This is a genomic window from Paracoccus sp. KR1-242 (genome assembly GCF_049446195.1).
GTDB lineage: Bacteria > Pseudomonadota > Alphaproteobacteria > Rhodobacterales > Rhodobacteraceae > Paracoccus > Paracoccus broussonetiae.
This window is the reverse complement of sequence record NZ_JBMSED010000011.1, coordinates 189,669-214,738: the sequence shown is the minus strand read 5'-3', so window position 1 is coordinate 214,738 and position 25,070 is coordinate 189,669. Positions and strand designations below refer to the sequence as shown.

Here is a 25,070-nt window from a genome sequence, read left to right as displayed (position 1 = left end):
AATCCTCCTGGCTGAACCGGGGACTGCCATATCAGCCCTTGAGGCGGCTTGCGATGCCCGAACGCCTTAGCCGAGCAGGGTGAAGCTGTCCGTCTCCGGCAGGTATTCCAGCAGCGTGCCTTCGCCGATGTCATGGACGACGCCATGCAGCGTCAACGAGCCCGCCTCGACATTTTCCCGGATGAAGGGGAAGGTCATCAGGTTCTCCAGCGAGATCAGCACCGCCTGCTGTTCCAGCGCGGCGATCTGCTGGTCGTCGGGCAGATGGGCGATGCGCTCGTATCCGGGACGCAGAATGTCCATCCAGCGGCCGACGAAGCTGGATTTCTCTTCCAGTTCGGGCGCGTTGCCGTGGCACATCGCGTGGCAGCCGACGACGCCGCCGCAATTCGTGTGCCCCACGACCACGAGATGCGCGATCTTGAGGGCGTTTACCGCATATTCGATCGCAGCCGAGGTGCCGTGCTGCTGTCCGTCCGGCAGATAGGGCGGCACGAGATTCGCGATGTTCCTGTGGATGAAAAACTCACCCGTGTCGGCGCCGAAGATCGAGGTCACATGCACGCGAGAGTCACAGCAGGCGATGACCATCGCGCGCGGATGCTGGCCAACTTCGGCAAGGCGACGGTACCAGCTGCGATTCTCGCCGAAGGTCGTCGCGCGCCAGCCCTGATAGCGCTGGACTAGATACGGGGGCAGCGGACGCGCCTGTTTCATCATATCCTCATCTGGCTGTTTGGCGACTTGATACCCCCGGAACCGATAAAGTTCGAGGGGTTTAGCGACACCCCCTCAACCATTTCTTGAGAGATGGCTGCGAAAGCTGTGTTTCGCGACTTATCGAGTAGGGTGGGATACATGGCGGGAATTGCAAGGCTGGCGGTCGAAGAGCAGTCGACGATCGACCGGCAAAGGCTGAACCAGATGGTCGAAGCCCTGGGCGAGGCCTCGGCTGCGCGCATCATCTCGGCCGCGCTGGAGCAGCTTCGACTGGCGCTGAACCGGACCGAGGCCGCGATTGCGCGCGGCGATCTGGTCGCGGTCGCCTGCGACGCCGACCGTATCTCGCGGTTGGCATGGCAACTGGGGCTGGTTTCGATGGCAGCGGTCGCCATCGACGTCGGCACCTGCGCCGAGCGGCGCGATGCTGGCGGTCTGGCAGCGACCTCGGCCCGGCTGCGCCGGATCGGCGACAGTTCCCTGACGCGGATATGTGACCGCCCCGATCCCGCCGCCGGGTAAGCGGGGCTTGCGGTCGTCACCCCGCGCGCTAGGTTGACGGCAAGACCAAGAAAAGGCCCGTGCCATGACACCTCTTCCCGAATTTGCAGCCCCCTTCTCTGCCAGCCTGCCGCTTTGGCTGGTCCGGCCGGGTGCCGACGGCCCCGCCCTGCCCGAAGGTCTGGCCGCGTCCGACCGCACCTGGGCGCTGGCGCAGGGCTTTGCCGGAACGGCGGGCCAGCTTTGCCTGCTGCCGGGTGAGGGCGGTGTCATCGCCGGGGCGCTTTTCGGCATCGGCCCGCAGGCCGATCCCGCTAGCCGCCCCGCCCGCGAACGCTATTCCCTTGCCAAGGCGGCCGAGACGCTGCCCGAAGGCGACTGGCACCTGGCCAACGCGCCCGAGGGGTTCGACCCGCAGCTTGGCGCGCTTGGCTGGCTTTTCGCGCAATACCGCTTCACTCGCTACAAGCAGGGCAAGACCCCGGCCGCACGACTGGTCTGCCCCGAGGGCGTGGATGCGGATCGCGTGGTGGCCCTGGCCGCGGGCGAATATCTGGCGCGCGACCTGATCAATACGCCCGCATCCGACATGGGTCCGGCGGATCTGGAACAGGCGGCGCGTGCGCTGGCCGCACGCCACGGTGCCCGCATCTCGGTGATCGAGGGGCAGGATCTGCTGGCCCAGAACTTCCCGATGATCCATGCGGTCGGCCGCGCCGGGGCGCAGGCCCCGCGCCTGATCGACCTGCGCTTTCCCGGCGAAGGGCCCATGCTGACCCTGGTCGGCAAGGGCGTCTGCTTCGATACGGGCGGGCTGGACATCAAGCCGCCGTCCTCGATGGGGCTGATGAAAAAGGACATGGGCGGGGCCGCGAACGTGCTGGGCCTGGCCGAGACCCTGGCCCGACTGGGCCTGACTGCGGGAATGCGCCTGCGGGTGCTGATCCCGGCGGTCGAGAACTCGATCGCGGGCAATGCCTTCCGCCCCGGCGACATCCTGACCAGCCGCAAGGGCCTGACCGTCGAGATCAACAATACCGATGCCGAAGGCCGTCTTGTTCTGGCCGATGCCCTCGCCCTCGCGGCCGAGGAAAAGCCCGCCGTCCTGATCTCGATGGCGACATTGACCGGGGCCGCAAGGGTGGCGCTTGGGCCGGACCTGCCGCCCTTTTTCTGCGACGATGACGGCACCGCGACGGCAGTCCAGCGGGCCGGGCGCGACAATGCCGACCCGATCTGGCGCATGCCGTTCTGGGAGCCTTACGAATCCATGATCGAGCCGGTCATCGCGGATCTGGACAACGCGCCGGGTGGCGGCTTCGCGGGCGCGATTACCGCCGCCCTGTTCCTGCGCCGCTTTGCGGGCGAGGACGCGACTTACCTGCATTTCGACATTTACGGCTGGCAGCCCGTCGCTGCCCCCGGACGCACAAAGGGCGGCACCGGGCAAGGAATGCGCGCCATCCTGAACGCCCTGCCGGAGATCCTGAAGTGACCGCATCGCCCCAGACCGCCGAACCAAGAACGGACCGACGCCTGACCCCGGCGACGCAAAACGTCGCTTTGGAATCGTTGCGCGGCGTGTTGAACCGCCCCGCCTATACCGCCGGTCGCCCGGCGCGTCTGCAGGTGGCGCTGGCGGATCTGTGCCGCGAGCCGGGTGGCGCGCGCGACCGACAGGTCAACCACGGTGCCGAGCTGACGGTAATCGAGGAACGCGACGGCTGGTCCTTTGTGCAGGCGGTCGCGGACGGCTATTGCGGTTGGCTGCGGGACAGCGCGCTTGGTTCGGCGGTACAGCCGGTCACGCATCGCGTCAGCGCACCCGCGACGCATGTCTATCCCCAGCCCAGCATCAAGACGACCGAACTGGGCAGCCTGTCGATCGGCGCGCGCCTGTCGGTCATGGCCTGGCAGGACGGCTTCGCCCAGCTTGCGCAAGGCGGCTGGGTGCCGCGCCAGCATCTTTCCGACCAGCCCGCCAGCGATCCGGCCAGCGTCGCCGAAACGCTGATCGGCACCCCTTATCTGTGGGGAGGAAACAGCCGCTGGGGGATCGATTGTTCGGGACTTGCACAGGCTTCTTTGACCGCCTGCGCCATCGCCTGTCCCGGCGACAGCGACATGCAGCAAGCCGCCTTTCCGGTGGTTGAGGGCGAAATTCGCCGCAACGACCTGCTGTTCTGGCCCGGCCATGTCGCCATCGCGCTGGACGCGACCCGCATGATCCATGCCACAGCCTGGACCATGAGCGTGGTGATCGAGCCGATCGCGTCGGCCATTGCGCGCATCGACTCGGCGGGTCAGGGCCCCTTCCTTGGCGCGCGGCGCCCGCCCGCAAGCGCGGACGCGGTCTTTCCCTGACCGCCCGCCCCCCTGACCGTCCGACGCGCAGGGGGATGCGCTGACGGAATTGTCAGGGAACGGGGCGGGTTCGCGGGGTGTTGGCGGGTATCCCCTGCCGCTTCACCCAAAGGATCGCGACCATGCCCCGTCTTTGCACGCTTAGCCTTCTCGCCGGACTGGCGGCGACACCCGCCGCCGCGCAGCTGAACCAGCAGCCTCCGAACGCCCCGGACCAGCAGCCCGCCTTTGACGGCCAGACCCGTGCCCCGGAACTGACGGACGGGGTTCACGTGAAACAAGATGTCGTGGTCTCGGGGCTGGATCACCCCTGGGGGATGGCCGCCCTGCCGGATGGCGGCTGGCTGATCACCGGAAGACCCGGAAAGATGCGCATCCTTGCCGACGGCAAGCTGAGCGAACCGCTGTCCGGTCTTCCGCAGGTCGACACGCGCAAGCAGGGCGGGCTTCTTGACGTCGCGGTCCGGGACGATTTCGCCCAGACCCGCCGCCTGTGGTGGAGCTTTGCCGAACCCCGCGACGGCGGCAAGACCTCGACCTCGGTCGCGACCGGGACCTTGTCGGCGGACGGCACGGCAATCAGCGACGCCCGCGTCATCTTCCGCCAGGAACCGGCCTGGGACTCGACCATGCATTATGGCTCTCGGCTGGTCTTTGATGCAGATGGCATGCTGTTCGTGACCACCGGCGAAAGATCCCTGCCCGAGCCGCGGAAACTGGCGCAGGACGTGAACACCCATCTGGGCAAGGTTTTGCGCATTGATCCCGAAACGGGACGCGGGCTTCCGGGCAATCCCTTTGCGCAGGGTGGCGGTCAGCCCGAGATCTGGTCATGGGGCCATCGCAACCTGCAGGCGGCGGCGCTGGACGGCCAGGGCCGGCTTTGGACCGTCGAGCATGGCGCCAAGGGCGGGGATGAGCTGAACATGCCCCAGGCCGGGCGCAATTACGGATGGCCGATCATCACCTATGGCGAGGATTACAGCGGCAAGCCCATCGGCAAGGGCATCACCGCGCAAGGCGGGATGGAGCAGCCGGTCTATTACTGGGATCCGGTCATCGCCCCCAGCGGCCTTGTCTTTTACGACGGCGCGATGTTCCCCGAAATGCGGGGTGATGCGCTGATCGGCGGGTTGAAATCGCAGTCCCTTGTCCGCCTGAAAATGTCCGAGGGGCGCGTGACCGGCGAACAGCATCTGGCCGAGGGGATCGGGCGCGTGCGCGATGTCGCCGTCGATGCGGATGGTTCGATCCTGATCCTGACCGATGCCGATGACGGCGCGCTGATCCGACTGACGCGCTAGTCCGGGTCACACGGGGTGATGCAGGTCATCCTCGGCCTCTTCGGGTGAAATCCCCAAGGCCTCCATCCCGGCTTCAAGGTAATCGGCCAGCTGCGGCTCTCCCATCAGGTAACTCTCGGTGGGCGAGCGGTTCTCGACCTTGGCGGTGCGAATTGCCTCGGCCAGATCCTCGGCGGCAAAGGTGTCGCGGCCAATCCACATCACCGCGACAAGGCTGGCCTTTTCATCATCGTTCAGGCTGGCGATGAATTCGGAAAGCTCGGTCTCGGTCCCGTGACCCCGCCGATGGCCGCTATGCGCCCAGGCGTTGACCCCGCTGTCGTATTCACGCGCGCGGATGATGACATGGGCAATCTTCTCAGGGCTGATTTCCAGCATGGCGACCTCTCCTTGCAGCGAAGTGTCGCGCCAGCCGGGGCGCAGGTCAACTAGCGACCGAAAAGCCGCTCGATGTCGCCCAGTTTCAGCTCGATCCAGGTCGGGCGGCCGTGGTTGCACTGTCCCGAACGGGGCGTCCGCTCCATCTCGCGCAGCAGAGCGTTCATCTCGTCCGCCGTCATCCGCCGGCCGGAACGGACCGAGCCATGGCAGGCCATCGACGACAGCACCGCATCGACGCGGGCCTTCAAGCGGTCCGATGTGCCCTGATCGGCAAGATCGTCCAGGATGTCGCGGATCAGCGCGGGGGCATTGATGCGGCGGATCAGGGCCGGAACCTCGCGCACGGCAACCGCGCCACCGCCGAACGGTTCGATCACCAGCCCCAATTCTGCCAGGTCATCGGCGATGGACAGGATCCGCTGCGCGTCCGCGTCAGAAAGTTCGACGATCTCGGGGATCAGCAGGGCTTGGCTCGCGACACGGCGCGCCTCGGCCTGGGTCTTCAGCCGTTCATAGACCAGCCGCTCATGCGCGGCATGCTGGTCGACGATGACGATGCCATTCGCGGTCTGGGCGATGATCCAGTTTTCATGCAGCTGTGCGCGGGCGGCGCCCAGAGGGGCGTCGACTTCGACCTCGATTTCCGGTTCAACCCGCGCCGTCGGCGCCTCGGCAAAGCCGGGGGCCTGAAAGGCCATGCTCGCGGCGATGGCCTGCGGCGAGGGGCGTGCGGCCGGGGCATAGCTTGCCTGATAGGCGCGGGTTGCAACCGCCTCCGGCGCAGCCTCGACCCGTGCCGCGCCAAGCGCCGCCGTCGCCACCGTGGTCGAGCTGCGATGCCCTGCCCCCGCCAGCCCGTGACGCAGGGCGCTGACAACAAGACCTCGGGCGATGTCGGGTTCGCGGAACCGCACCTCGGCTTTGGCCGGGTGGACGTTCACATCGACCTGATGGGGATCGCAGGTCACGAACAGGACCGCGGCCGGATAGCGCCCCGAGGGCAGCACGTCCATATAGCCCGCGCGCAGCGCCCCGGTCAGCAGCTTGTCACGAACCGGGCGACCGTTCACGAACAGGTGCTGGGCCACTGCGGCACCCCGCGAATAGGTCGGCAGCGCCGCAAAGCCGGTCAGGGTGATACCGTCGCGGGTCGCGTCGATCGGCAGGCAATTCTCGATAAACTCGCGCCCCATGATCCGGGCCAGCCGGGTCTGGAGCGCGCCGAACAGCTCGCCCTGCTCGGCATCGACGCGCAGAAGCTGGCGGCCCTCATCCTCGTCGGTCAGGGTGAAGCCGACATAGGGTTCGGCCATTGCAAGGCGGCGGATGACCTCGGCCACGGCCTGCGTCTCGGCGCGGTCGCTGCGCAGGAATTTCAAACGCGCGGGCGTGGCGAAGAACAGGTCGCGCAGTTCGACTATGGTGCCGCGATTGCCCGCTGCGGGCCGGACCGGGCCGATGCGCCCGCCCTGAACGGCGATCTGCGCCCCCTCGAAACCCTGCGCGCGGCTGGTCAGCGTCAGGCGGCCGACAGCACCAAGGCTGGGCAGCGCCTCGCCCCGGAAGCCGAAGCTGCGGATATCAAGCAGGTCGCTGCCGTCGATCTTGCTGGTGGCGTGGCGGGACAGCGCCAGCGGCAGATCCTCGGCTGTCATGCCGCAACCGTCGTCACCGACGCGGATCAGCCCCTTGCCCCCCTTGGAGATCGCGATGTCGATGCGGCTCGCGCCGGCATCCAACGCATTCTCGACCAGCTCCTTGACCGCCGAGGCCGGGCGCTCAACCACCTCGCCCGCTGCGATGCGGTTGGCGGCGGCTTCATCAAGCTGGCGGATGATGGGACGCATGTTGGGGGCATGACTGTTCATGCCCCAAGATTTAGCAGTATCGGACAAATCAGGAAAGAGTTCGTCAGTTGCTTGCCGAGATGCCCTGCGGCCGCCCGACCAGGACGAAGCGGATCTGGTCGGAATGCAGCAGGCGCTTGGCAACGCGCTGGACGTCCTCGGCGGTGACGGCCTCGATCTTCGAATTGCGGGTATTCACGTAATCGGCGGGCAGCCCGATCAGCTGCATCCCGGCAAGGATGCTGGCGATCTTGCCATTGCCGTTGAACCGCAAGGGATATTCGCCAGTTAGATAGGTCTTGGCGTCGGTAAGCTCCTTGTCGCTGACCGGGCTTTGGCTGAAGCGGTCCCATTCCTGACGGATCAGACCGATGGCCTCGGCCACCTTTTCATTGGCGCTGGCCATGGCCCCGGCCCAGGTCTCGCCATAGACACCGTTCGAAAGGCCGGTTCCGACGCCATAGGTAAGCCCACGCTTTTCGCGGATCTGGTCCATCAGGCGCGAGGAAAAGCCGCCGCCGCCCAGAATATGGTCCGCGACAAAGGCGGCGAAATAGTCGGGGTCGGACATGGGCAGGCCGGGTTGCGCGAAATTCACCACCGTCTGCGGACTGTCCCAGTCGATGACCGTCACACCGCCGGTCAGGCCAAGCTTGGCGGGTTCCGGCAGGGGCGCAGATCCCTTTTCGGGCAGCCCGCCCAGGATCTTGTCGATCAGCTTGCCAAGATCCTCGGCACTGATGTCGCCCGCTGCGGCTACGACCACGCGGTCACGCGCCAATACGCGGTTCTTGGCGTCGATCAGGTCATCACGGGTCAGCGCCTTGACCGATTCCGCCGTCCCGTTGATCGAGGTGGCATAAGGGTGATCGCCCCAGGACAGGCGGGCCATTTCCTTGGCCGCGATCGAGCTCGGGTCGGTCGCCTCGCTGAGGATCACAGACTGGACCTGCGCACGCACACGCTCGACCGCGTCGGCGTCGAAGCGCGGGTCGGTCAGGGCCTGGCGCAGCAGGTCGGCGGCCTGGTCGCGATTCTCGGTCAGGGCGCGGGCGCTGACGGTCAGGGCATCATCGCCCACGTCAAAGCGGTTCATCGCCCCCAGCCCCTCGACCGCCTCGGCGTATTGGACCGAGTTCATCTGGCCCGAGCCTTCCTCAAGCAGCGCGGTCATCAGGTTGATCGCACCACGCTTTTCAGGCGCGTCCAAACTGGCGCCGCCCTTGAACATCAGGGACAGCGCGGTGAAGGGGATCGAGTGATCCTCGACCAGCCAGGCCTTGATCCCGCCGGGAGAGGTGATTTCCTGGATCTCGATGGCACGGGCCGGCAGGCTGGCCAGCGCGACGAAGACAAGGGTTGCAAGCGCGCGGATCATTGGACTTCCTCGGCAGTGGTGGCTGCGGCAGGGACGGCTTCGGCAGCGGCGGCATCGGCCCCCGCCTGCGGCAGAAGCCATGCGGTGACGCTGGCGCGGCTGTCCAGAACCAGCTTCGCGGCGGCGCGGATGTCGTCGGCAGTCACGTCGCCCAGAATGTCGGGCCAGTCGTTCACATCCTCGACCGTCAGGCCGACCGACAGCCCCTGCCCATAGTCATAGGCCCGGCCATGCGCCGAATCCTGGGCATAGATGCGCGCGGCCCGGATCTGGGTCTTGACCCGCTCAAGCTGCTGGGCATCCGGGCCGTCCTGCAGGAATTTCGCCAGCGCGGCATCCAGCGCCGCTTCGGCATCGGCGTTCCCGACACCGGGGCCGGGAACCAGAGACAGGCCGAACGTGGTCGGATCGACTGTCAACCCGTCATAAGAGGCATCGACGTAAAGCGCCTTGCCCGTCAGCACCAGATCCCGGGCCAGAACCGAGGTCTGGGCCGAACCCGCCAGCAGTTCGGCCAGTACGGTCAGCGCGGCGGCCTGTTTCTGGTCGCCGGCATTGCGTTCGGGGGCAAGGGTCGTGCGCATCAGGACGGGCTGTGCGACGCGCGGGTCGCTGCGCTCCATCCGGCGGGCCGAACGCTGCTCGGGCTCCTGCGGGCGGGGCTTGCGGGTCGAATTTTCCTTGGGGGCGATCGGACCGTAGTACTTCTCGGCCAGTTCCTTGGCCTTTTCGGGCGTCACGTCGCCCGCGATGACCAGCACCGCGTCGTTCGGGGCGTAATGCGCATCGTACCAGGCGATGGCATCGTCGCGGGTCAGCCCCTCCATCTCGTGCCGCCAACCGATGACTGGGCGGCCATAGGGATGGTTGTAGAACTGGACGGCGCTGCGTTCCTCAGAGAACTGGGCGCCGGGATCGCTGTCGGTGCGCTGCGAGCGCTCTTCAAGCACGACCTGACGCTCGGCCTTCCAGTCATCCTCGCCGATGCGCAGATTGGCCATCCGATCGGATTCCATGTCCATGACCAGCGGCAGCCGGTCCGAGGCGATGCGCTGGAAATAGGCGGTGTAGTCATAGCTGGTAAAGGCATTGTCCATGCCGCCATTGGCGGTGACCGTCTTGGACAATTCGCCCGGTCCCAGCCGGTCGGTTCCCTTGAACATCAGGTGTTCCAGGTAATGCGCGATGCCGGACTTGCCGGGCTGTTCATCGGCCGAGCCGATCTTGTACCAGACCATCTGGACGACGACCGGGGTGCGGTGATCCTCGATTACCACGGCCTCAAGACCGTTATCCAATTTGAAATGGCTGATTCCCTTGGGCATTTCGGCCAGCGCAGGGGTCGCGGCCAGCGCCAGCGCAAGGGGCGAAAGGCGCATCAGGATAGACATGGGGCAGGCTCCGGTTCCGGGTCGCTGCCAGAACCTGCCCTGACCGGGCGGGCCGCGCAAGTCAGCAGCCCGTCATCATGCCGTGATCGTGCGCGCGGGCCGGATCAGTCGCCGCTGAGGATCGGGCTCCGATCCTCGGCCCGCTGGGCGGCGATGGCGTCGGCGTTGCCGCGGCTTTCGCGCGGCGGAGCGGCCGGCATCTGCACGCCGGTCGGGCGCCAACGTTCCTGTTCGGCCCAGCTGTCCAGGGTCATCGGGTCATAGGCACGGTAATAGACGTCGGTGCGGGCAATGACTTCCAGCGCGCGGCGGGAATGGCGCTGACGCCATTGCAGATCTTCCTGCGCGGTGGTCAGGCGGATCGCCGGATCGCGGCCCAGCCGAGAGCTATAGGCGACCAGCGCCGCATCGGCGCTGCCGATCCCCTGCGCCGCAAGCTGGCCGGGATTGCCGCCAAGCGCAGCGACGGCATCCGCTTCAGGCGTCGGATCGGTGATGTTGCTGCCGCCCGGCGTCGGGGTCGGCAACACATTCAGGTCCGGTGGCATTGTCAGCGGCTTCGTCGGAAGAATGGCGAATTCGTCCGGTCCCGAACGGTTCGTGCTGAGATTCATCAGCTGCGGATCGGTGCTGCACGCGGCCAGCAGCAGCATGGTCATGGTCAGCGCAATCGCCCGCATCTTCCGTCCCTCATATTCGTCTTGCGCCGTTCTTAGCGTGAATTGCCCGGCTCGTCACGGGGCTTGTCGTCGGGTGGGGTCGGATCCAGCGCGAGTTCGCCTTGCGTGGGGGCATGACCCGGACCGGTCGAGTGCGCCGACGGTCGCGAGGCCGGGGCCGCCACGGGTGCGCCAGACGGTGCGGGTGCCGGTGCCGCTTCAGGCGCGGGTACCTGCGCCTGCGCGGGAACAGCGGCACGCGGCTTCGCATCCCGCGTCTTTGCGGGCTGGCGCCGGGTTTTGGCCGCAACCTGCTTTTCCGGCGGTTGCAGGACCAGTCCGACCGCGCCCAGGAAAATCGCGATATCGGCCACGTTGAAGCTGTAGGGGTTGCGCCAGCCGGGCAGCGACATGTTCAGGAAATCCGCGACCGCGCCGTAAAGCAGACGGTCGACGACGTTACCAAGCGCGCCGCCGATCAGCATTCCGGCCGAGATCAGCGCGAAGCTGCGCGGTCGGGTGCGCCCGATCCAGACCCCGACCCAAACGCAAACCGCAATGGCGATCGCGATCAGCACCCAGCGCATGACATCGACATCGCTGGCGAACAGGCCGAAATTCATGCCCTGATTCCAGGCCATGCGCAGATTCAGCCAAGGGCTGAGCACATCGATCTCGCGCACGCGATCCAGTTGCAGGATATGCACGACAAGATATTTCAGCGCCTGATCCAGCAGGAAGACCGCCGCGGCGGTCAAGCCGACCTTGCGCCAGACCGGGGGGCGGGCACCCCGTTTCGGGGCACCTGCCTTGCGCGTCGCCGTCGGAGACTTCCGCGGCTTTGGGGTCGCGGACGGGCTCATCAGTGGCGGAAGTGGCGCTGGCCGGTAAAGACCATTGCCAGTCCAAGACGGTCGGCGGCCTCGATCACCTCGGCATCGCGCATCGAACCGCCAGGCTGAATCACCGCCTTGGCCCCGGCGGCCGCCAGCGCCTCGATCCCGTCGGCAAAGGGAAAGAAGGCATCGGACGAGACGGCAGAACCGATCGTCGTCGCCTCGGCCAGTCCAAGCGCCTCGGCCATGTCCTCGGACTTGCGACGGCCGATGCGGGTCGAATCGACGCGGCTCATCTGACCCGCGCCGATACCCACGGTCGCGCCATCCTTGGCATAGACGATGGCGTTCGACTTGACATGCTTGGCCACGGTCCAGGCGAACAGCAGGTCGTCCAGCTCCTGATCCGAGGGCTGGCGCTGCGTCACCACCTTCAGATCCGCCCGGGCGACGCGGCCATTGTCGCGTCCCTGCACCAGAAAGCCGCCCGCCACCTGCCGGAACGAGGTGCCAGCGGCCGACGGATCGGGCAGTCCGCCCGTGGTCAGCAGGCGCAGGTTCTTCTTGGCGGCAAAGATCTCGCGTGCTTCCTCGGTCGCGTCGGGGGCGATGACGACCTCGGTGAAAATCTCGGTAATGGCGCGGGCCGTATCTGCGTCCAGCGTGCAGTTCAGCGCGACGATCCCGCCAAATGCCGAGGTGCGGTCGCAGTCATAGGCGCGGCGGTAGGCATCGAGCGCGGTGGCACCACGGGCAACGCCACAGGGATTGGCGTGCTTGATGATTGCGACGGCAGGCCCTTCGGCCGGGTCGAATTCCGCCACCAGTTCGAACGCCGCGTCGGTGTCGTTGATGTTGTTGTAGCTGAGTTCCTTGCCCTGCCACTGCTTCGCGGTCGCGACGCCCGGCCGGTCCGAGCCGTCCTTGTAGAAGGCGGCGGACTGGTGCGGGTTCTCGCCATAGCGCAGGGTCTGGGCAAGCTCGCCCGAGAAGCTGCGGCGGCGGGGGGTCGCCTCGCCGATGGACTGGGCAAGCCATCCGGACACCGCCGCGTCATAGGCCGCGGTCCGGGCATAGGCGATCTGCGCCTGCCGCTGGCGGAAGACATAGCTGGTGGTGTCGTCGTTCTGGTCCAGCTCGTGCAGGACAGCGGCATAATCCGCGACATCGACGACGACGGTGACATAGGCGTGGTTCTTGGAGGCCGCACGGATCATCGCCGGGCCGCCGATGTCGATATTCTCGATGCAGTCGTCGTAATCCGCGCCCTTCGCGACAGTCTCCTCGAAGGGGTAAAGGTTCACGACCAGAAGGTCGATCATGCCGATGCCGTGGGCATTGGCCGCCGACATGTGCTCGGCATTGTCGCGCAGCGCCAGCAGCCCGCCATGGACCGACGGATGCAACGTCTTGACGCGGCCATCCATCATCTCGGGAAAGCCGGTGACCTGGGCCACGTCGATCACAGCAAGCCCTGCGCCGCGCAGCGCCTTGGCGGTGCCGCCGGTCGAAAGCAGCTCGACCCCGCGCGCGGAAAGGGCGCGGGCAAAGTCGATCAGCCCCGTCTTGTCGGAAACGGAAATCAGCGCGCGCTTCAGAGGAATGCGGTCGGTCATCGGTGGGAGCCCCGTATTGGATCGCGGATTTGCCCAGTCACCTAGCGCCGGAACGCGCCAAGGTCCAGCCGATCTGGATCGCGCGGCCCTGCAAACGCGCGGAAAGCACGATCTGGCGCGCGGGGCGTGGCTCCGGCAGGCCGCGATCCAGCAGGCAGCTTGCCTCAAGCGCGACACGCCCGACGCCGTCATGCGCAAAGCGCCACTCATCACCGGTGGGCAGGGTCAGAAGGATGTCCTGGTCCTGCTGCCGCGCCTCGACCTCGGGATGAAGGTGAAAGCGGATGTCGAAGGCCAGTCCGTCCGGGCCGCGCAAATGGTCCAGCCGGGCCTGCGCAGTGGCGTCCAGCGCGGCCAGCGAATCCTCGCCCTCCAGCGCCCCGCCATCGGGGGCAAGCCACAGTTCCCGCAGATGGGTCAGGCCGTGGCTGTCCAGCCAGCCGTCATGTCCCGCCAGCAGATGCGCGGGATCCTGCGCATGGGCGGGCCCGCAATTCGGGGGCGTCAGGTTGCCTAGCGCATCGCAATCCCCCGCCCAGACAAGGCCGGGACGCTCGGTCAGGATATCCGGCTCATCCTTCTGCCGGCTGGCGCTCAGACGGGACGAGGACAGCCCCTCAAGGCAAAGCGCCGAATGACTGGGGGTCGCGCGGCTGGCCCGCGCCCAAAGCGGGCCGAAGCCGTCCCCCGGCCCGCAATTCACGATCAGCGGCTGGCGCGCGACGGTCAGTTCGAAGGCAAGGGTCGAGGCGTGGGCGCGTGCTGCCGCCGGCCCACCGGGCGGGGGCGAGGCGTCCAGGATCAGCGTCGTGCGCCCCCGCGCCATGCGGGCAAATCCCATGGCAAGGCCATGCGCGGGCAAGGCCGCCCCTTCGGCCGCGCGAAGGCAGCGGTCAAGCCGCCCCGCCGCACCGCGCCCGCCGCCGTGAAACCGCGGCAACGAGCCGTCGGCATGGCGCAGCGCACGCAGGATCGGCGCGATCTCGGCGATGATGGTGCGCAGCTCGGGGGGCGATTCGATCCCGGATTCGTCGGCGATCTCTTGCGCCCAGACCAGCAGGGCCATGCCGTCGAGCAGGGTTTCCGGGCAGCGAGATTCCGACAGCGTGGCAACGCCCATCGCATCCGCCTCCTCGGCCAGCGCGATCAGGGCAGGACCGGCCATGACATGCCGGTCGCGCAGCGACATCGCCCCGATCGCCAGCCCAGCCAACGCCTCAAGCCGCGGCAAGCCGTCGGGACAGTCATACCAACTGCCACGCAGATGGGTCAGATGCTGGTCAAGCGCGCGGAAATAGGGCTCTGCCTCGTCCCGGTCCAGCCCCGGCAGAATCATCCCTGCATGGAAGATCCAGCGCAGCACCCGACGCCCGGCAATGGCGGGCTGCCATTCAGGCCCATCCCTCGGCCCCGCGCGATGCTTGCGCAGCCAGTGCAGGACGTGGTGCTGCGCGATCGACCGCGCCTTGGGCGAACCGACCGCGGCCAGGTCGTCCAGCCAACCGAAACCATGCAATTCCGCCGCGACCGAGGCCGAAGTCGCGACGGCGAAGAAATCTCCCGTCAGGGTGACGCCGCCCAGATTGATCTGACCCGCGATGATCTGCTCACCCAGGCCGGAATGGCCGATGGCCTTCGGCTCGGGCCGGCGCAGGAATCCTCGGGGTGAGGGCGTGTCGTTCATCTGTGCCGCATTCGCTGGAACGGGGCAAGTTTAGGACTTTGCACCTGATTTCCGCAAGCACGCGATGAAGAACCCATCCATGCCGCCGCGATCCGGCCACAGGTCCGGACGCAGGCGCAGCGCACCTTGCGGCGTCAGCCAGCCCGGCTCGATTCCGGGGGCAGCAGCCGGTTCGACCGTGACGCCGGGATTGCGGGCCAAAGCCGCGGCAAGCTGCTCCTCGCCCTCGGCAGGCAGAAGCGAGCAGGTTGCAAAGACCAGTCGCCCGCCGGGACGCAGGATCGACAGCGCATGATCGATCAGGCGCGCCTGCAGGGCGACCAGCCCCGACAGGGCGCTGCCATCGCGGATCAGCGGCAGTTCAGGATGGCGCCGCACGGTGCCGGTGGCCGAACAGGGCGCATCCAGCAGGATCGCATCCAGCGGCGCATCGGGCCGCCACTCCAGCGCATCCGCTGCGATCAGGCTTGCCTTCAACCGGCATCGTTCCAGATTCTCGGCCACCCGCGCCAGTCGTGACGACGAGATGTCCAGCGCCGTCACCTCTGCCCCTGCCGCGGCAAGCTGCATGGTCTTGCCGCCGGGCGCGGCGCAAAGATCGGCGATCCTTTCGCCCGGCCTGGGATTCAGGACCCGGACCGCCATCGCCGCCGCTGCGTCCTGCACCCACCAGTCGCCACCGTCATATCCGGCAAGCGCGCTGATCTGCGTGGTCGAGGGCAAGCGGTGCGACCCGGTCGACAGCGTCTCGCCCGGCGCATCGCCCGACCTTGGCGTCAGGTCCAGGGGCGCACCGGCCTCCTGCGCAGCCTCGATGGCGATGGCAACGTCTTCGCCCCATTGTGAAACGATGGGCCCACGCATCCAGTCCGGCAGGCGCTGGGGTGGCAGCGCGGCCCAGGCATCAGCCGAGGCAGCGACCTTGCGCAGGACGGCGTTTACCATGCCCGCCGCGGCCTGCCCCTTGCCGCCCAGCCCGCGGCAAAGCGAGACCGCAGCATTGACCGCGCCATGCGGCGCTTCGCCCAACGCCAGCAACTCGACCGTCGCAAGGCGCAGAACGCGCATGATCTCGGGGCGCGGCCTGCGCGCCAGATGCGGGGCCAGCAGGGCATCGCAACGCTCGACCCGGCGCAACACCTCAAGCGCAAGGCGGCGGGCACGGGCGCGGGCGGCCGGCTCAAGCGTCTCGATGGCGGCAGCGGCCTCGTCCAGGGTCGCACCGGCCTCGACCGCCGCCAGCAGGCGCATCGTGCCCTGCCGCGCGGTGTCCCCGCGTTCGGGACGCGGTCCCCGCCCATTCTTGCGCGTCTTGTCCAATTCGGCCCCCATGCCTAGATAGGTCGGGTTTACCGCGATGCAGGGAAAACCGCCATGACCGACCACAAGGATCTTCCCCCCGCCGCCCAGCGCGCGCTGGCCGAGGCCGAGGAGCGCCGCCGCAAGACCCCGCCGCTGGACCTGCCGGAGGAACTGGGCGGCCGCGACGGCCCAGAACCCGTGCGCTTCGGCGATTACGAGAAAAAGGGCATCTGCGTCGATTTCTGACGCCTTTGCGCGACCGCTCCTCACGCCGGATGGCGATTCCGTGATGCGGGCGACGGCGGCCATTTACTTGCCATTGGGTTTTGCCGACTAGAGAGTCGGGCACACCAAACCGCAGGGATCGGCAGCAGATGAGATTTGGCCAAACGATGTCGAAATGGGTGGCGCTGCTGCTGGTTTCGGGATTGGCAACGACACCGGCATGGGCACAGCACCGCCAAGCGCAGAAGGGTCCGCGCGAAGTCGGCGTGATGGTGACCTCGGAAGAGGACGTGCCCTATACCGTGACCCTGCCCGGCCGGGCCATCGCCTATCAGCAGACCGCGATCCGCCCCCAGGTCGGCGGCGAGATCCTTGAGATCACCTATGACCCCGCGCGCCCGGTCAAGACCGGAGACGTGCTGTTCCGCATCGACCCCGAGACATTGGCTGCGGCCCTGGCCGCTGCCGAAGCCGGCGTCGCCGGTGCCGAGGCCACACTGACCGAGGCCCAGAACACCGTCACCCGCTATATCCGGCTTGAGGGGAAGGGCGTTTCCGCTGTTGACCGCGCCGCTGCCGAAGTCGCGCTGAAACAGGCCGAGGCGAACCTGAAATCGGCCGAGGCCGCGCGCGATTCCGCGCGGCTGTCGCTGGACCGGACCCAGATCACCAGCCCGATCGACGGCATGGCCGACGTGGCCGAGGTCTCGGTCGGGGATATCGTCACCGCCAACCAGTCCGAGGCGCTGACCACGATCACCCAGCTTGACCGGATCTATGTGGACGTGTCGGAATCCAGTGCCAGCATCCTGCGCAACCGCGCCCAGATCGACAAGGGCAAGCTGGTCAGCACCGGCGAGGTGCAGGCCCAGCTGACCCTTGAGACGGGCGAGGAATACAAGGGCGCCGGGCGCATCGTCAGCCCCGGCATCGCCGTGTCCCCCACCACCGGCACCGTGCCGATCCGCCTGCAATTCGACAATCCCGACAAGCTGATCCTGCCGGGCCAGTTCCTGCGTGTCGAAATGACGCTGGGCTCGACTCGCGCCGTTCTGGTGCCGCAGCGCGCGACGCGCCGGGCTTCGGACGGGACGCTGACTGCCTTTGTCGTCCGCGACGGCCAGACCCAGCAGGTCACGCTGAGCGCGCAGGGCAACTACCGCAACAACTGGGTGGTCATCCAAGGCATCAGCCCCGGAGAGCAGCTCGTACTGGACGGGCTGGACAACCTGCGCGCCGGCGCCGAGGTCAAGACCGTGCCCGTCCGTATCGATGAGCAGGGCGTGGTCCGCGAGGTCGACGCGAAGGCCGAAGGCGATCAGCCCGCGGCCGGACAGAATAAGGACGTGCAGGCGTCAGGTGATCAGGACAAGGCGCAATCGGACAAGGCGGGGCAGGACAAAGCCGCGGGCGGCAACTGATGGCCCGCTTCTTCATCCACCGCCCGGTCTTTGCCTGGGTTCTCGCGATCGTCACCATGCTGGTCGGCGCATGGTCGCTGCTGGGGCTGCCCGTCTCGCAATATCCCGACATCGCGCCGACGACGATCCGCATCACCGCCAACTATTCCGGCGCGACGGCGCGGGCCGTGCAGAACTCGGTCACGACCCCCATCGAAGATGCGCTGACGGGGCTCGACGGGCTGCTTTATACCGTCTCGAACTCGGCGCAGGGGCGTTCCACCATCACGATGACCTTCGACGACAGCGTCGATCCCGTCGATGCCCTGAACGAAGTCCAGTCCAAGGTTCGCTCGGTCGAGGGGCGCTTGCCGACGCCGGTGCAGAACGACGGCGTGAACGTCACCCGTTCCTCATCCTCGATCCTGATGGTCGGAGCGCTCGTGTCGACCACGGGGCAGCATTCGACGATCGAACTGGGCAACCTGCTTGAACAGGTGGTCGAAGGCCCGGTCAAGCGCACCGAAGGAGTCGGCGGGGTCAACGTCTTCGGCTCGGGCTATGCCATGCGGATCTGGATGGACCCGCTGCGGCTGGCGCAATTCCAGCTGACGCCGACCGACATCACCGCGGCGGTGGCCGAGCAGAACAGCACCGTCTCGGTCGGCGATCTGGGCAGCCAACCCGTGATCGCGGGCCAGCAGTTCACCGCCACGATCACCGCGCAAAGCCAGCTGACCTCGGTCGACGATTTCCGCAACATCCTGCTGAAGACCGGGTCGGACGGCGCCGCCGTGCGGCTGGGCGATGTCGCCGAGGTCGAGATCGGCCAGACCAGCTATGGCCGCGATTCCCGGTTCAACGGCATGAACGCCTCGGGTTTCGGGGTGAACCTTGCCACGGGCGCGAACGCGGTCGAAACCGCCGAGGCCGTCCGCAGCACGCTGGCCGGGCTGAAGAACGCCCTGCCCGAAGGGGTCGAGATCCATATCGCCTATGACACCGCGCCCTTTGTCGAGCTGTCGATCGAAAAGGTCTACCACACGCTGCTTGAGGCGATCGTGCTGGTCTTCCTGGTCATCCTGCTGTTCCTGCAGAACTGGCGCGCGACCCTGATCCCGATCATCGCAATTCCCGTCGTCCTGCTGGGCACCTTCGGGATGCTTGCGGCACTGGGATATTCGGTGAACACGCTGACGATGTTCGCGATGGTTCTGGCCATCGGCCTGCTGGTCGATGACGCCATCGTGGTCGTGGAAAACGTCGAGCGCGTGATGGCCGAGGACGGGCTTGGACCGGTCGAGGCGACCGAGAAAAGCATGGGCCAGATCAGCGGGGCGTTGGTCGGGATCGCGCTGGTCCTGTCCGCCGTGTTCCTGCCGATGGGCTTCATGGCGGGTTCGACCGGCGTCATCTATCGCCAGTTCTCGGTGACGATCATCACCGCGATGGTCTTGTCGCTGCTGGTCGCGCTGATCCTGACGCCCGCGATGTGCGCCAGCCTGCTGCGCCCCGGCCACGGCGAGCCGCGATTTGCCCCGGCGCGCTGGTTCAATCACGGCTTCGACCGGGTGACGAACGGCTATTCCGCGACCGTTCGGCGCACGCTGCGCCGTCCCTTTCTGGTGATGATCGTGCTGGCCGCGATCAGCTTCGGCGCCTTGCAGTTGTTCGAGCGCATGACGACGACCTTTATCCCGACCGAGGATCAGGGCGTGCTGCAATCGCGCATCACCCTGACCGAGGGTTCGACCGCGCAGCAGACTGCCGCAGTGGTGCAGGAAATCGAAGATTACATGCTGAAGGACGAAAAGGCTGCCGTGGAATCGGTCTTCGTCGCGATGGGCTTCGGCTATTCCGGCACCGCGCAGAACCAGGCGATGGTCTTCGTGAAGCTGCGCGACTTTGGCGCGCGCGGCGACAAGACGCTGTCCGCCTCGGCCGTGGCGCAGCGCGCCAATGCGCATTTCGCAAGCCACCGCGCGGGCCGGATCATCTTCATGCAGCCGCCGGCCATTCCGCGGCTGGGGAACTCGTCGGGCTTCACCTTCTATCTGCTCGACCAGTCCGGAGGCGGAGTCGAGGAATTGACCAAGGCCGCCGACCTGCTGGAGCAGAACGCGGCACAGGACAACCGCGTCGACAATGTCGAAAGCGGCGCATCCGAGGACGAGGCCGCGCTGCGCATCGACATCGATCAGCAAAAGGCGGAAAGCTTCGGCGTCTCGGTCAAGGGCGTGAACTCGATGCTGTCGACGATCTTTGCCGGGACCGAGGTCAACGACTTTGCCCTTGGCGCGCAGTTGCGCCCGGTCGTCGTGCAGGGCCGGGCCGAAAACCGGATGCAGCCCGAGGATGTGGACAGCTGGTATGCCCGCAATTCCGAGGGCGAGATGGTACCCTTCAAGGCCTTCATGACCACGCGCTGGGAACCAGTCGAACCCCGGCTGGCGCGGCTGGACGGGTTGGACGCCATCTCGATCGAGGGGCAGCCCGGCCCCGGCGTCAGCTCGGGGACGGCGATGGACGCGATGGAGGAAATGGTCGCGGCCCTGCCGGGCGGCTACGGCCTTGCCTGGACGGACCTGTCCTATCAGGAACGCCAGGCCGGGAATCAGGCGCCCTATCTGTTCGCGCTGTCGGCGTTGGTTGTATTCCTGTCGCTTGCCGCACTTTACGAAAGCTGGTCGATCCCGTTCTCGGTCATGCTGGCGGTACCGGTCGGCGTCCTTGGCGCGGTGATCGCGGCACTGACACTTGGGCAGGCCAATGACGTCTATTTCAAGGTGGGCATCCTGACCACGATCGGCCTTGCCGCGAAGAACGCGATCCTGATCGTCGAATTCGCGCGCGAGCTTCAGGACAAGGGACGATCCGCCATCGAGGCCGCGACCGAGGCCGCGCGCCAGCGGCTGCGGCCGATCCTGATGACCTCGCTGGCCTTCATCCTGGGCGTGCTGCCGCTGGCGGTGGCGACCGGGGCGGGCGCGGGTGCCCAGAACTCGATCGGGATCGGCGTGATGGGCGGGATGATCGCGGCAACCTTCCTTGGCATCTTCATGGTGCCGGCCTTCTACGTTACCGTGCGCAGGCTGACCGACCGGCGCGGCAAGAAGGAGCGATGAGATGAACGAACTTCCCCGTCTGACCTCACTTGCCCACGGGGGCGGATGCGGATGCAAACTGGCCCCCTCGGTCCTGAGAGAGCTGCTGGCCGACCAGCCCGTCACGCAGGTCTTTCCCCAGCTTCTGGTTGGGACCGAAACCGCAGATGACGCGGCGGTCTGGCAGGTCGACGACAATACCTGCGTCATCGCCACCACGGATTTTTTCATGCCGATGGTGGACGATCCGCGCGATTTCGGGCGCATCGCCGCGACCAACGCCATCTCGGACATCTATGCGATGGGCGGGCGGCCGATCATGGCACTGGCGATCCTGGGAATGCCGATCGACAAGCTTGCCCCCGCGCAGATCCGCGAGATCCTGGCCGGCGGGCGCGAAATCTGCGCCGAGGCGGGCATTCCCGTCGCGGGCGGCCATTCCATCGACGCGCCCGAGCCCATCTATGGCCTTGCGGTGATCGGACTTTGCCATCCGTCCGAATTGCGGCGCAATGCCGATGCGCGACCGGGTGACCTGCTGATCCTGACCAAGGGCATCGGCGTCGGCATCTATTCCGCCGCGATCAAGAAAGGTGCGCTGGATGATCAGGGCATCGCCGAGATGGTGGCCAGCGCCACCACCCTGAACCGCATCGGCAGCGACCTCGCGAAGCGCCCCGAGGTTCATGCCATCACCGACGTGACCGGCTTCGGCATCCTTGGCCACGGGCTGGAGATCGCACGGGGCGCGGGGCTGCGCCTGCATCTGGACCTGGCCGACCTGCCCCTGCTGGACCGCGCGGCAGAGCTTGCCAGGGCCGGGCACTTCACCGGGGCATCGACCCGGAACTGGGCTGCCTATGGCGCCGAGGTCAGCCTGCCCCCCGACCTGCCGGACTGGCAGCGTGCGCTACTGACTGATCCGCAGACCTCGGGCGGGCTTCTGGTCTCCTGCGCGGCGGATGCGGCACCGGACCTGCTGGCAAGCATTCGTGCGGCAGGCTTTCCGTTGGCCGCGATCATCGGGCGGGCCGAAGCCGGCACGCCGGGCATCACCGTGGCCTGACCCCGGTGCAGGCAAGGGGAACCGCCGCCGGCACGGCGCGTTCCCCTGCCATCACGGAGGGATCAGCCCATGTCCTGTCATCGCCTGCCCCACCTGCTTGTGGCCGCCCTGTTCGCCGCTTCGGCCGCGTTTCCCGCCCTGGCCGAAACGCCGCCTGTGTCCGGCACGACCACCACAAGCCCGCCATTGCCCGCCGAGCCCCCCGAAACCGTAAGGGCGGATGCCGGTGACTGCCCGCCGGTCGCCGCACAGGCCGAACCCGCGACCCCGCCCACGGCCAGCGCCGACGGAACCGCGCCCGGAAATTCCGGTTCGACGGGATGGAGCGGGGGTGCCGGGGGGTCCTTGATCGGGACCAACCCCTCGGGCGCGACGCGGCACACCAAGACCTGGCACGCGCCGACCGCGCGCGGGCTGGACCTGAAGGGCAGGCCCGAACCCGCGCCGGTCTGCTGATGCGAGGCTGCGCGCCCTAGCGGGCGATCAGCGGCAGCACGCCCTTCTTCAGGATGATGTTCGCGTAAAGCCGCGTGTCCAGGCATTGCAGGATCGCGAAGCTGTTGCGCGTGAACTCGTAGAAACCGAAGCGATCGATGGATTGCAGCGACGAACCCGCCCGTTCGATGATCGGGATCGTTTCGGCAATCGCCTCGGGGACGGATTCGGGATCGTCCACCACCTGCATGGTCGTCGCCGCCGCCGGGACAAAGGTGTCCAGCGGCATCAGGTTCGTGACAAGCGTCACGGCGACGTTCAGCCGCACGCCGACGGTCAGCACGCGGTCATAGGGCAAGCCCCGTGCGATGCTGGCGGCGGGAAAGTTCTGGTCCACGATCGCCAGATCGTCGCCATGACCCATCTGCGCCAGCACGTAGAGCAGGTCGGGTGAAACGCGCGGATCGATGCCCTTGAGCATGTAAAAGCCTCCTGTCCGGTTGGCCCGGTTCGTTCGGAATATAGCGCCAACAAATGCCGTCAGCGCGCCGTCGTCAATGCCGCGGCGATCAGATCATCTCAAGCGGGCGCGGTCCCGAGGGGGCGAGGAACAGGGAATCCAGCTCGGACACAACGTCGCGCGGCAGGCCAAGCTCGACCGCGCGAAGGTTCTGGCGGACATGCTCGACCCGCCCGGCCTTGGGGATCGCGATCATGCCCGAGCGGTTCAGAACCCAGCCCAACGCAAGCTGCGCTGCGGTCAGGCCAAGGTCCGCGCCCAGCCGGTGCAGGCGCGGATGCCGGGCCAGTCGGCCCTGTTCGACCGGGCTATAGGCCATCGCGGCGATTCCCTGCGCCTCGAGCAAGGGCAGCAGGTCCCATTCCGGACCACGTCGCGTCAGGTTGTAAAGAATCTGATTCGCCGCGCAGCGCCTGCCGCCCGCGGCCGTCAGCTCGTCCATATCCTCGACCGAGAAATTGCTGACCCCCCAATGCCGGATATGGCCCTGATCGCGCAGTCTCTCCATCGCAGCGACGGTCTCGTCCAGCGGCACCTTGCCGCGCCAATGCAGCAGGTAAAGGTCGATCCGATCGGTCCCCAGCCGTTTCAGGCTGCGCGCGCAGGCCAGCGGCAGTTCCCGCGCCGAGGCGTGCCAAGGATAGGCCTTGGAGACCAGAAAGACCTCATCCCGCCGCCCCTCGATCGCTTCGGCAACCAGTTCCTCGGCAGCACCTTCGCCATACATCTCGGCGGTGTCGATCAGCGTCATTCCCAGATCCAGCCCGCACCGCAGCGCGGCAAGTTCCGCGGCGCGATCCTCAGCATCTTCGGCCATCATCCAGGTTCCCTGCCCCAGTGAGGGAACGGTTTCGCCATCGGGAAGCTTGGTGCGCGGGATCATTCCTGGATCTGTCCTTTTCGGGTTCCGGCACCAGTGGCGATGCCAGAGACAGGTCGGGATGTTGCGCGGAACCGGGCCCGGAAACAACGGATTCCTTGCCTGCCGCGCCCGAAAGCCCGCTTTCTGCCCAGACCGGCAGATCCCCCGCCTTGGCATGGCGGACACAGGCCCGCGGCAACACATGCCTGCGCCCTGCCCTTGGCTTGACGGCCCCGCCCCTCCGGTTCAGCATGACCCAAAAGAGGGACGGTCCATGCAGGACGATGAACGTCAAAGGCTTGCAGCCGACCAACCGGCATTCGCACATTTTCTGGGGATCAGGGTCATGTCGGCAGATCCCGACGAGGTCGTGGCCGAGATGACGGCGACGGCCGAACTGTCGAACCGCAATGGCGTGCTGCATGGCGGTGCAATCATGGGTTTTGCCGATAATCTGGGCGGAACTGCAGCCACCCTGAATCTGGGGTCGGGACAGGCGACGACCACGCTGGAAAGCAAGACCAACTTCCTGCGCCCGATCCGCATCGGCGATGTCGCCCACGGCCGCTGCATCGCGCTTCACAAGGGGCGCACGACGATGATCTGGCAGACCACGATCAGCCGCGCAGATGGGAAGGTCGCCGCCATCGTCACCCAGACGCAGATGGTGATGGAATGGCATGACGCCGGCGCAACGCGGTCGCAAGGGGCGGTCACATGACCGCCATCGCCCGGCCTTGGTTGCGGGTGGCGTTGCCCAGCGGGTTTTTTCGTGGCAATAGGACTCGAAAGCAACCGAAAGCAGGGTTCGCAGAATGACCGATTTCGCCCAGCGCCGCACCATGATGGTCGATAGCCAGGTCCGCCCCAACGATGTGACCAGTTATCCCGTCATCGATGCGATGCTTCATGTTCCGCGTGAGCAATTCGTACCCGACGCCCGCCGCGATGTGGCCTATGCCGGCCAGAACATCGAGCTTGGCGCAGGCCGGGTGCTGCTGGAGCCGCGCACCCTTGGCAAGATGATGGAGGTGCTGGACCTGCAGTCCGGCGACCTCGTGCTGAATGTCGGCGCAGGCTACGGCTATACCGCCGCGCTGATGGCGATGATCGCCCAGGCCGTGGTCGCGGTCGAGGACGACCCTGCCATGGCGGCCGAGGCGCAGTCGCGCCTGACCGCGCAGGACGTCTTCAACGCCGCGGTCGTGACCGGCGCGCTGAACCAGGGTTACGCCAGCCAGGCCCCCTATGACGCGATGCTGATCGAGGGCGCGATCGAGGAATTCCCCGCCGCGCTGGCCGAGCAGCTGCGCGACGGCGGTCGGGTCGTCGCGCTGTTCCGCGAGGGCAATCTTGGCACGGTCCGCATCGGACGCAAGGTCGAGGGGCGCATCAACTGGCGCTTTGCCTTCAACGCGGGCGCGCCCGTCCTGCCCGGCTTCGAGAAGGTCCGGGGTTTCGTCTTGTAAGAAAGC

The 25,070-nt window shown here is 67.0% G+C and carries 23 protein-coding genes; 11 read left to right on the top strand and 12 right to left on the bottom strand.

Annotated features, from left to right (window positions below; all coding sequences use genetic code 11):
- Positions 1-66: 66 nt before the first annotated feature.
- Positions 67-717, bottom strand: a complete 651-nt coding sequence (locus ACO2Q4_RS17385) for a carbonic anhydrase (protein ID WP_311759965.1) — start codon at positions 715-717, stop codon at positions 67-69.
- 141 nt (positions 718-858) lie between these two features.
- Between ACO2Q4_RS17385 and ACO2Q4_RS17380 the strand changes: the two genes are divergently transcribed.
- From ACO2Q4_RS17380 to ACO2Q4_RS17365, 4 genes are all read left to right on the top strand, one after another.
- A complete protein-coding gene (locus tag ACO2Q4_RS17380; RefSeq protein WP_311759964.1) occupies positions 859-1,242 on the top strand; it encodes a hypothetical protein in 384 nt (127 codons plus the stop codon).
- Between the two features lie 64 nt (positions 1,243-1,306).
- The gene (locus tag ACO2Q4_RS17375; protein ID WP_423320842.1) at positions 1,307-2,716 is read left to right on the top strand and encodes a leucyl aminopeptidase family protein; all 1,410 of its coding nucleotides are present in this window, start codon (positions 1,307-1,309) and stop codon (positions 2,714-2,716) included.
- Positions 2,713-3,585, top strand: coding sequence for a C40 family peptidase (locus ACO2Q4_RS17370; protein ID WP_423320840.1), 873 nt, complete (start codon positions 2,713-2,715; stop codon positions 3,583-3,585). Before ACO2Q4_RS17375 ends, ACO2Q4_RS17370 begins: the two co-directional genes overlap by 4 nt.
- Positions 3,586-3,707: 122 nt before the next feature.
- The gene (locus ACO2Q4_RS17365) at positions 3,708-4,889 is read left to right on the top strand and encodes a PQQ-dependent sugar dehydrogenase (protein ID WP_423320838.1); all 1,182 of its coding nucleotides are present in this window, start codon (positions 3,708-3,710) and stop codon (positions 4,887-4,889) included.
- 6 nt (positions 4,890-4,895) lie between these two features.
- Here ACO2Q4_RS17365 and ACO2Q4_RS17360 read toward each other — a convergent pair whose 3' ends face one another.
- The 9 genes from ACO2Q4_RS17360 to ACO2Q4_RS17320 all read right to left on the bottom strand — a co-directional run bounded on the left by ACO2Q4_RS17360 (position 4,896) and on the right by ACO2Q4_RS17320 (position 16,001).
- Entirely contained in the window at positions 4,896-5,267 is a 372-nt protein-coding gene (locus tag ACO2Q4_RS17360; protein ID WP_311759960.1) for a DUF3775 domain-containing protein, read from the bottom strand.
- Positions 5,268-5,317: 50 nt separating this feature from the next.
- Entirely contained in the window at positions 5,318-7,138 is a 1,821-nt protein-coding gene (gene mutL, locus ACO2Q4_RS17355; RefSeq protein WP_423320836.1) for a DNA mismatch repair endonuclease MutL, read from the bottom strand.
- Positions 7,139-7,181: 43 nt separating this feature from the next.
- Positions 7,182-8,495 carry a M16 family metallopeptidase gene (locus tag ACO2Q4_RS17350; RefSeq protein WP_423320834.1) on the bottom strand — a complete coding sequence of 438 codons (1,314 nt, stop codon included), beginning with the start codon at positions 8,493-8,495 and terminating at the stop codon, positions 7,182-7,184.
- The gene (locus ACO2Q4_RS17345; RefSeq protein WP_423320833.1) at positions 8,492-9,886 is read right to left on the bottom strand and encodes a M16 family metallopeptidase; all 1,395 of its coding nucleotides are present in this window, start codon (positions 9,884-9,886) and stop codon (positions 8,492-8,494) included. The genes ACO2Q4_RS17350 and ACO2Q4_RS17345 overlap by 4 nt, the downstream gene beginning before the upstream one ends.
- Before the next feature lie 104 nt (positions 9,887-9,990).
- Positions 9,991-10,566, bottom strand: a complete 576-nt coding sequence (locus ACO2Q4_RS17340) for a DUF3035 domain-containing protein (RefSeq protein ID WP_311759956.1) — start codon at positions 10,564-10,566, stop codon at positions 9,991-9,993.
- Between the two features lie 32 nt (positions 10,567-10,598).
- A complete protein-coding gene (lspA, locus tag ACO2Q4_RS17335) occupies positions 10,599-11,303 on the bottom strand; it encodes a signal peptidase II (protein ID WP_395134230.1) in 705 nt (234 codons plus the stop codon).
- Positions 11,304-11,407: 104 nt separating this feature from the next.
- Entirely contained in the window at positions 11,408-12,997 is a 1,590-nt protein-coding gene (gene purH / locus ACO2Q4_RS17330; protein ID WP_311759955.1) for a bifunctional phosphoribosylaminoimidazolecarboxamide formyltransferase/IMP cyclohydrolase, read from the bottom strand.
- 37 nt (positions 12,998-13,034) lie between these two features.
- Positions 13,035-14,681: a heparinase II/III family protein gene (locus ACO2Q4_RS17325; protein ID WP_423320830.1), complete on the bottom strand. Its 1,647-nt coding sequence runs from the start codon at positions 14,679-14,681 to the stop codon at positions 13,035-13,037.
- A 30-nt stretch (positions 14,682-14,711) separates the two neighbouring features.
- Entirely contained in the window at positions 14,712-16,001 is a 1,290-nt protein-coding gene (locus tag ACO2Q4_RS17320; RefSeq protein WP_423320828.1) for an RsmB/NOP family class I SAM-dependent RNA methyltransferase, read from the bottom strand.
- Between the two features lie 54 nt (positions 16,002-16,055).
- On the opposite strand from ACO2Q4_RS17320, the gene ACO2Q4_RS17315 reads away from it, so the two are divergent.
- The 5 genes from ACO2Q4_RS17315 (at position 16,056) to ACO2Q4_RS17295 (ending at position 22,234) form a co-directional block, all read left to right on the top strand.
- Positions 16,056-16,229, top strand: a complete 174-nt coding sequence (locus ACO2Q4_RS17315; protein WP_311759952.1) for a DUF1674 domain-containing protein — start codon at positions 16,056-16,058, stop codon at positions 16,227-16,229.
- 128 nt (positions 16,230-16,357) lie between these two features.
- A complete protein-coding gene (locus ACO2Q4_RS17310) occupies positions 16,358-17,629 on the top strand; it encodes an efflux RND transporter periplasmic adaptor subunit (RefSeq protein WP_311759951.1) in 1,272 nt (423 codons plus the stop codon).
- Entirely contained in the window at positions 17,629-20,733 is a 3,105-nt protein-coding gene (locus ACO2Q4_RS17305) for an efflux RND transporter permease subunit (protein ID WP_423320825.1), read from the top strand. The genes ACO2Q4_RS17310 and ACO2Q4_RS17305 overlap by 1 nt, the downstream gene beginning before the upstream one ends.
- A gap of 1 nt (position 20,734) precedes the next feature.
- Positions 20,735-21,778 (top strand): selenide, water dikinase SelD, encoded by a 1,044-nt coding sequence (gene selD / locus ACO2Q4_RS17300; RefSeq protein ID WP_423320823.1) that lies wholly within the window; start codon positions 20,735-20,737, stop codon positions 21,776-21,778.
- A gap of 69 nt (positions 21,779-21,847) precedes the next feature.
- Positions 21,848-22,234, top strand: a complete 387-nt coding sequence (locus ACO2Q4_RS17295) for a hypothetical protein (RefSeq protein ID WP_423320821.1) — start codon at positions 21,848-21,850, stop codon at positions 22,232-22,234.
- 16 nt (positions 22,235-22,250) lie between these two features.
- On the opposite strand, the gene ACO2Q4_RS17290 is transcribed toward ACO2Q4_RS17295, so the two are convergent.
- Together ACO2Q4_RS17290 and ACO2Q4_RS17285 are read right to left on the bottom strand one after the other, a co-directional pair.
- Positions 22,251-22,694 carry an RbsD/FucU family protein gene (locus ACO2Q4_RS17290; RefSeq protein ID WP_311759947.1) on the bottom strand — a complete coding sequence of 148 codons (444 nt, stop codon included), beginning with the start codon at positions 22,692-22,694 and terminating at the stop codon, positions 22,251-22,253.
- 88 nt (positions 22,695-22,782) lie between these two features.
- A complete protein-coding gene (locus tag ACO2Q4_RS17285) occupies positions 22,783-23,616 on the bottom strand; it encodes an aldo/keto reductase (RefSeq protein ID WP_423320819.1) in 834 nt (277 codons plus the stop codon).
- A 253-nt stretch (positions 23,617-23,869) separates the two neighbouring features.
- Here ACO2Q4_RS17285 and ACO2Q4_RS17280 point away from each other — a divergent pair, with 253 nt between their 5' ends.
- Positions 23,870-24,316: a PaaI family thioesterase gene (locus tag ACO2Q4_RS17280; protein ID WP_423320817.1), complete on the top strand. Its 447-nt coding sequence runs from the start codon at positions 23,870-23,872 to the stop codon at positions 24,314-24,316.
- Positions 24,317-24,410: 94 nt separating this feature from the next.
- Positions 24,411-25,064 carry a protein-L-isoaspartate O-methyltransferase family protein gene (locus tag ACO2Q4_RS17275; RefSeq protein ID WP_395134245.1) on the top strand — a complete coding sequence of 218 codons (654 nt, stop codon included), beginning with the start codon at positions 24,411-24,413 and terminating at the stop codon, positions 25,062-25,064.
- Positions 25,065-25,070: the final 6 nt, after the last annotated feature.

What these genes read in the sequence shown, in the direction of transcription:
- ACO2Q4_RS17385 (WP_311759965.1), bottom strand. Translation starts at nt 717, where the DNA reads ATGAAACAGGCGCGTCCGCTGCCCCCGTATCTAGTCCAGCGCTATCAG.
- ACO2Q4_RS17380 (WP_311759964.1), top strand. Translation starts at nt 859, where the DNA reads ATGGCGGGAATTGCAAGGCTGGCGGTCGAAGAGCAGTCGACGATCGAC.
- ACO2Q4_RS17375 (WP_423320842.1), top strand. Translation starts at nt 1,307, where the DNA reads ATGACACCTCTTCCCGAATTTGCAGCCCCCTTCTCTGCCAGCCTGCCG.
- ACO2Q4_RS17365 (WP_423320838.1), top strand. Translation starts at nt 3,708, where the DNA reads ATGCCCCGTCTTTGCACGCTTAGCCTTCTCGCCGGACTGGCGGCGACA.
- ACO2Q4_RS17360 (WP_311759960.1), bottom strand. Translation starts at nt 5,267, where the DNA reads ATGCTGGAAATCAGCCCTGAGAAGATTGCCCATGTCATCATCCGCGCG.
- mutL (WP_423320836.1), bottom strand. Translation starts at nt 7,138, where the DNA reads ATGAACAGTCATGCCCCCAACATGCGTCCCATCATCCGCCAGCTTGAT.
- ACO2Q4_RS17350 (WP_423320834.1), bottom strand. Translation starts at nt 8,495, where the DNA reads ATGATCCGCGCGCTTGCAACCCTTGTCTTCGTCGCGCTGGCCAGCCTG.
- ACO2Q4_RS17345 (WP_423320833.1), bottom strand. Translation starts at nt 9,886, where the DNA reads ATGTCTATCCTGATGCGCCTTTCGCCCCTTGCGCTGGCGCTGGCCGCG.
- ACO2Q4_RS17340 (WP_311759956.1), bottom strand. Translation starts at nt 10,566, where the DNA reads ATGCGGGCGATTGCGCTGACCATGACCATGCTGCTGCTGGCCGCGTGC.
- purH (WP_311759955.1), bottom strand. Translation starts at nt 12,997, where the DNA reads ATGACCGACCGCATTCCTCTGAAGCGCGCGCTGATTTCCGTTTCCGAC.
- ACO2Q4_RS17325 (WP_423320830.1), bottom strand. Translation starts at nt 14,681, where the DNA reads ATGAACGACACGCCCTCACCCCGAGGATTCCTGCGCCGGCCCGAGCCG.
- ACO2Q4_RS17315 (WP_311759952.1), top strand. Translation starts at nt 16,056, where the DNA reads ATGACCGACCACAAGGATCTTCCCCCCGCCGCCCAGCGCGCGCTGGCC.
- ACO2Q4_RS17310 (WP_311759951.1), top strand. Translation starts at nt 16,358, where the DNA reads ATGAGATTTGGCCAAACGATGTCGAAATGGGTGGCGCTGCTGCTGGTT.
- ACO2Q4_RS17305 (WP_423320825.1), top strand. Translation starts at nt 17,629, where the DNA reads ATGGCCCGCTTCTTCATCCACCGCCCGGTCTTTGCCTGGGTTCTCGCG.
- selD (WP_423320823.1), top strand. Translation starts at nt 20,735, where the DNA reads ATGAACGAACTTCCCCGTCTGACCTCACTTGCCCACGGGGGCGGATGC.
- ACO2Q4_RS17295 (WP_423320821.1), top strand. Translation starts at nt 21,848, where the DNA reads ATGTCCTGTCATCGCCTGCCCCACCTGCTTGTGGCCGCCCTGTTCGCC.
- ACO2Q4_RS17290 (WP_311759947.1), bottom strand. Translation starts at nt 22,694, where the DNA reads ATGCTCAAGGGCATCGATCCGCGCGTTTCACCCGACCTGCTCTACGTG.
- ACO2Q4_RS17285 (WP_423320819.1), bottom strand. Translation starts at nt 23,616, where the DNA reads ATGATCCCGCGCACCAAGCTTCCCGATGGCGAAACCGTTCCCTCACTG.
- ACO2Q4_RS17280 (WP_423320817.1), top strand. Translation starts at nt 23,870, where the DNA reads ATGCAGGACGATGAACGTCAAAGGCTTGCAGCCGACCAACCGGCATTC.
- ACO2Q4_RS17275 (WP_395134245.1), top strand. Translation starts at nt 24,411, where the DNA reads ATGACCGATTTCGCCCAGCGCCGCACCATGATGGTCGATAGCCAGGTC.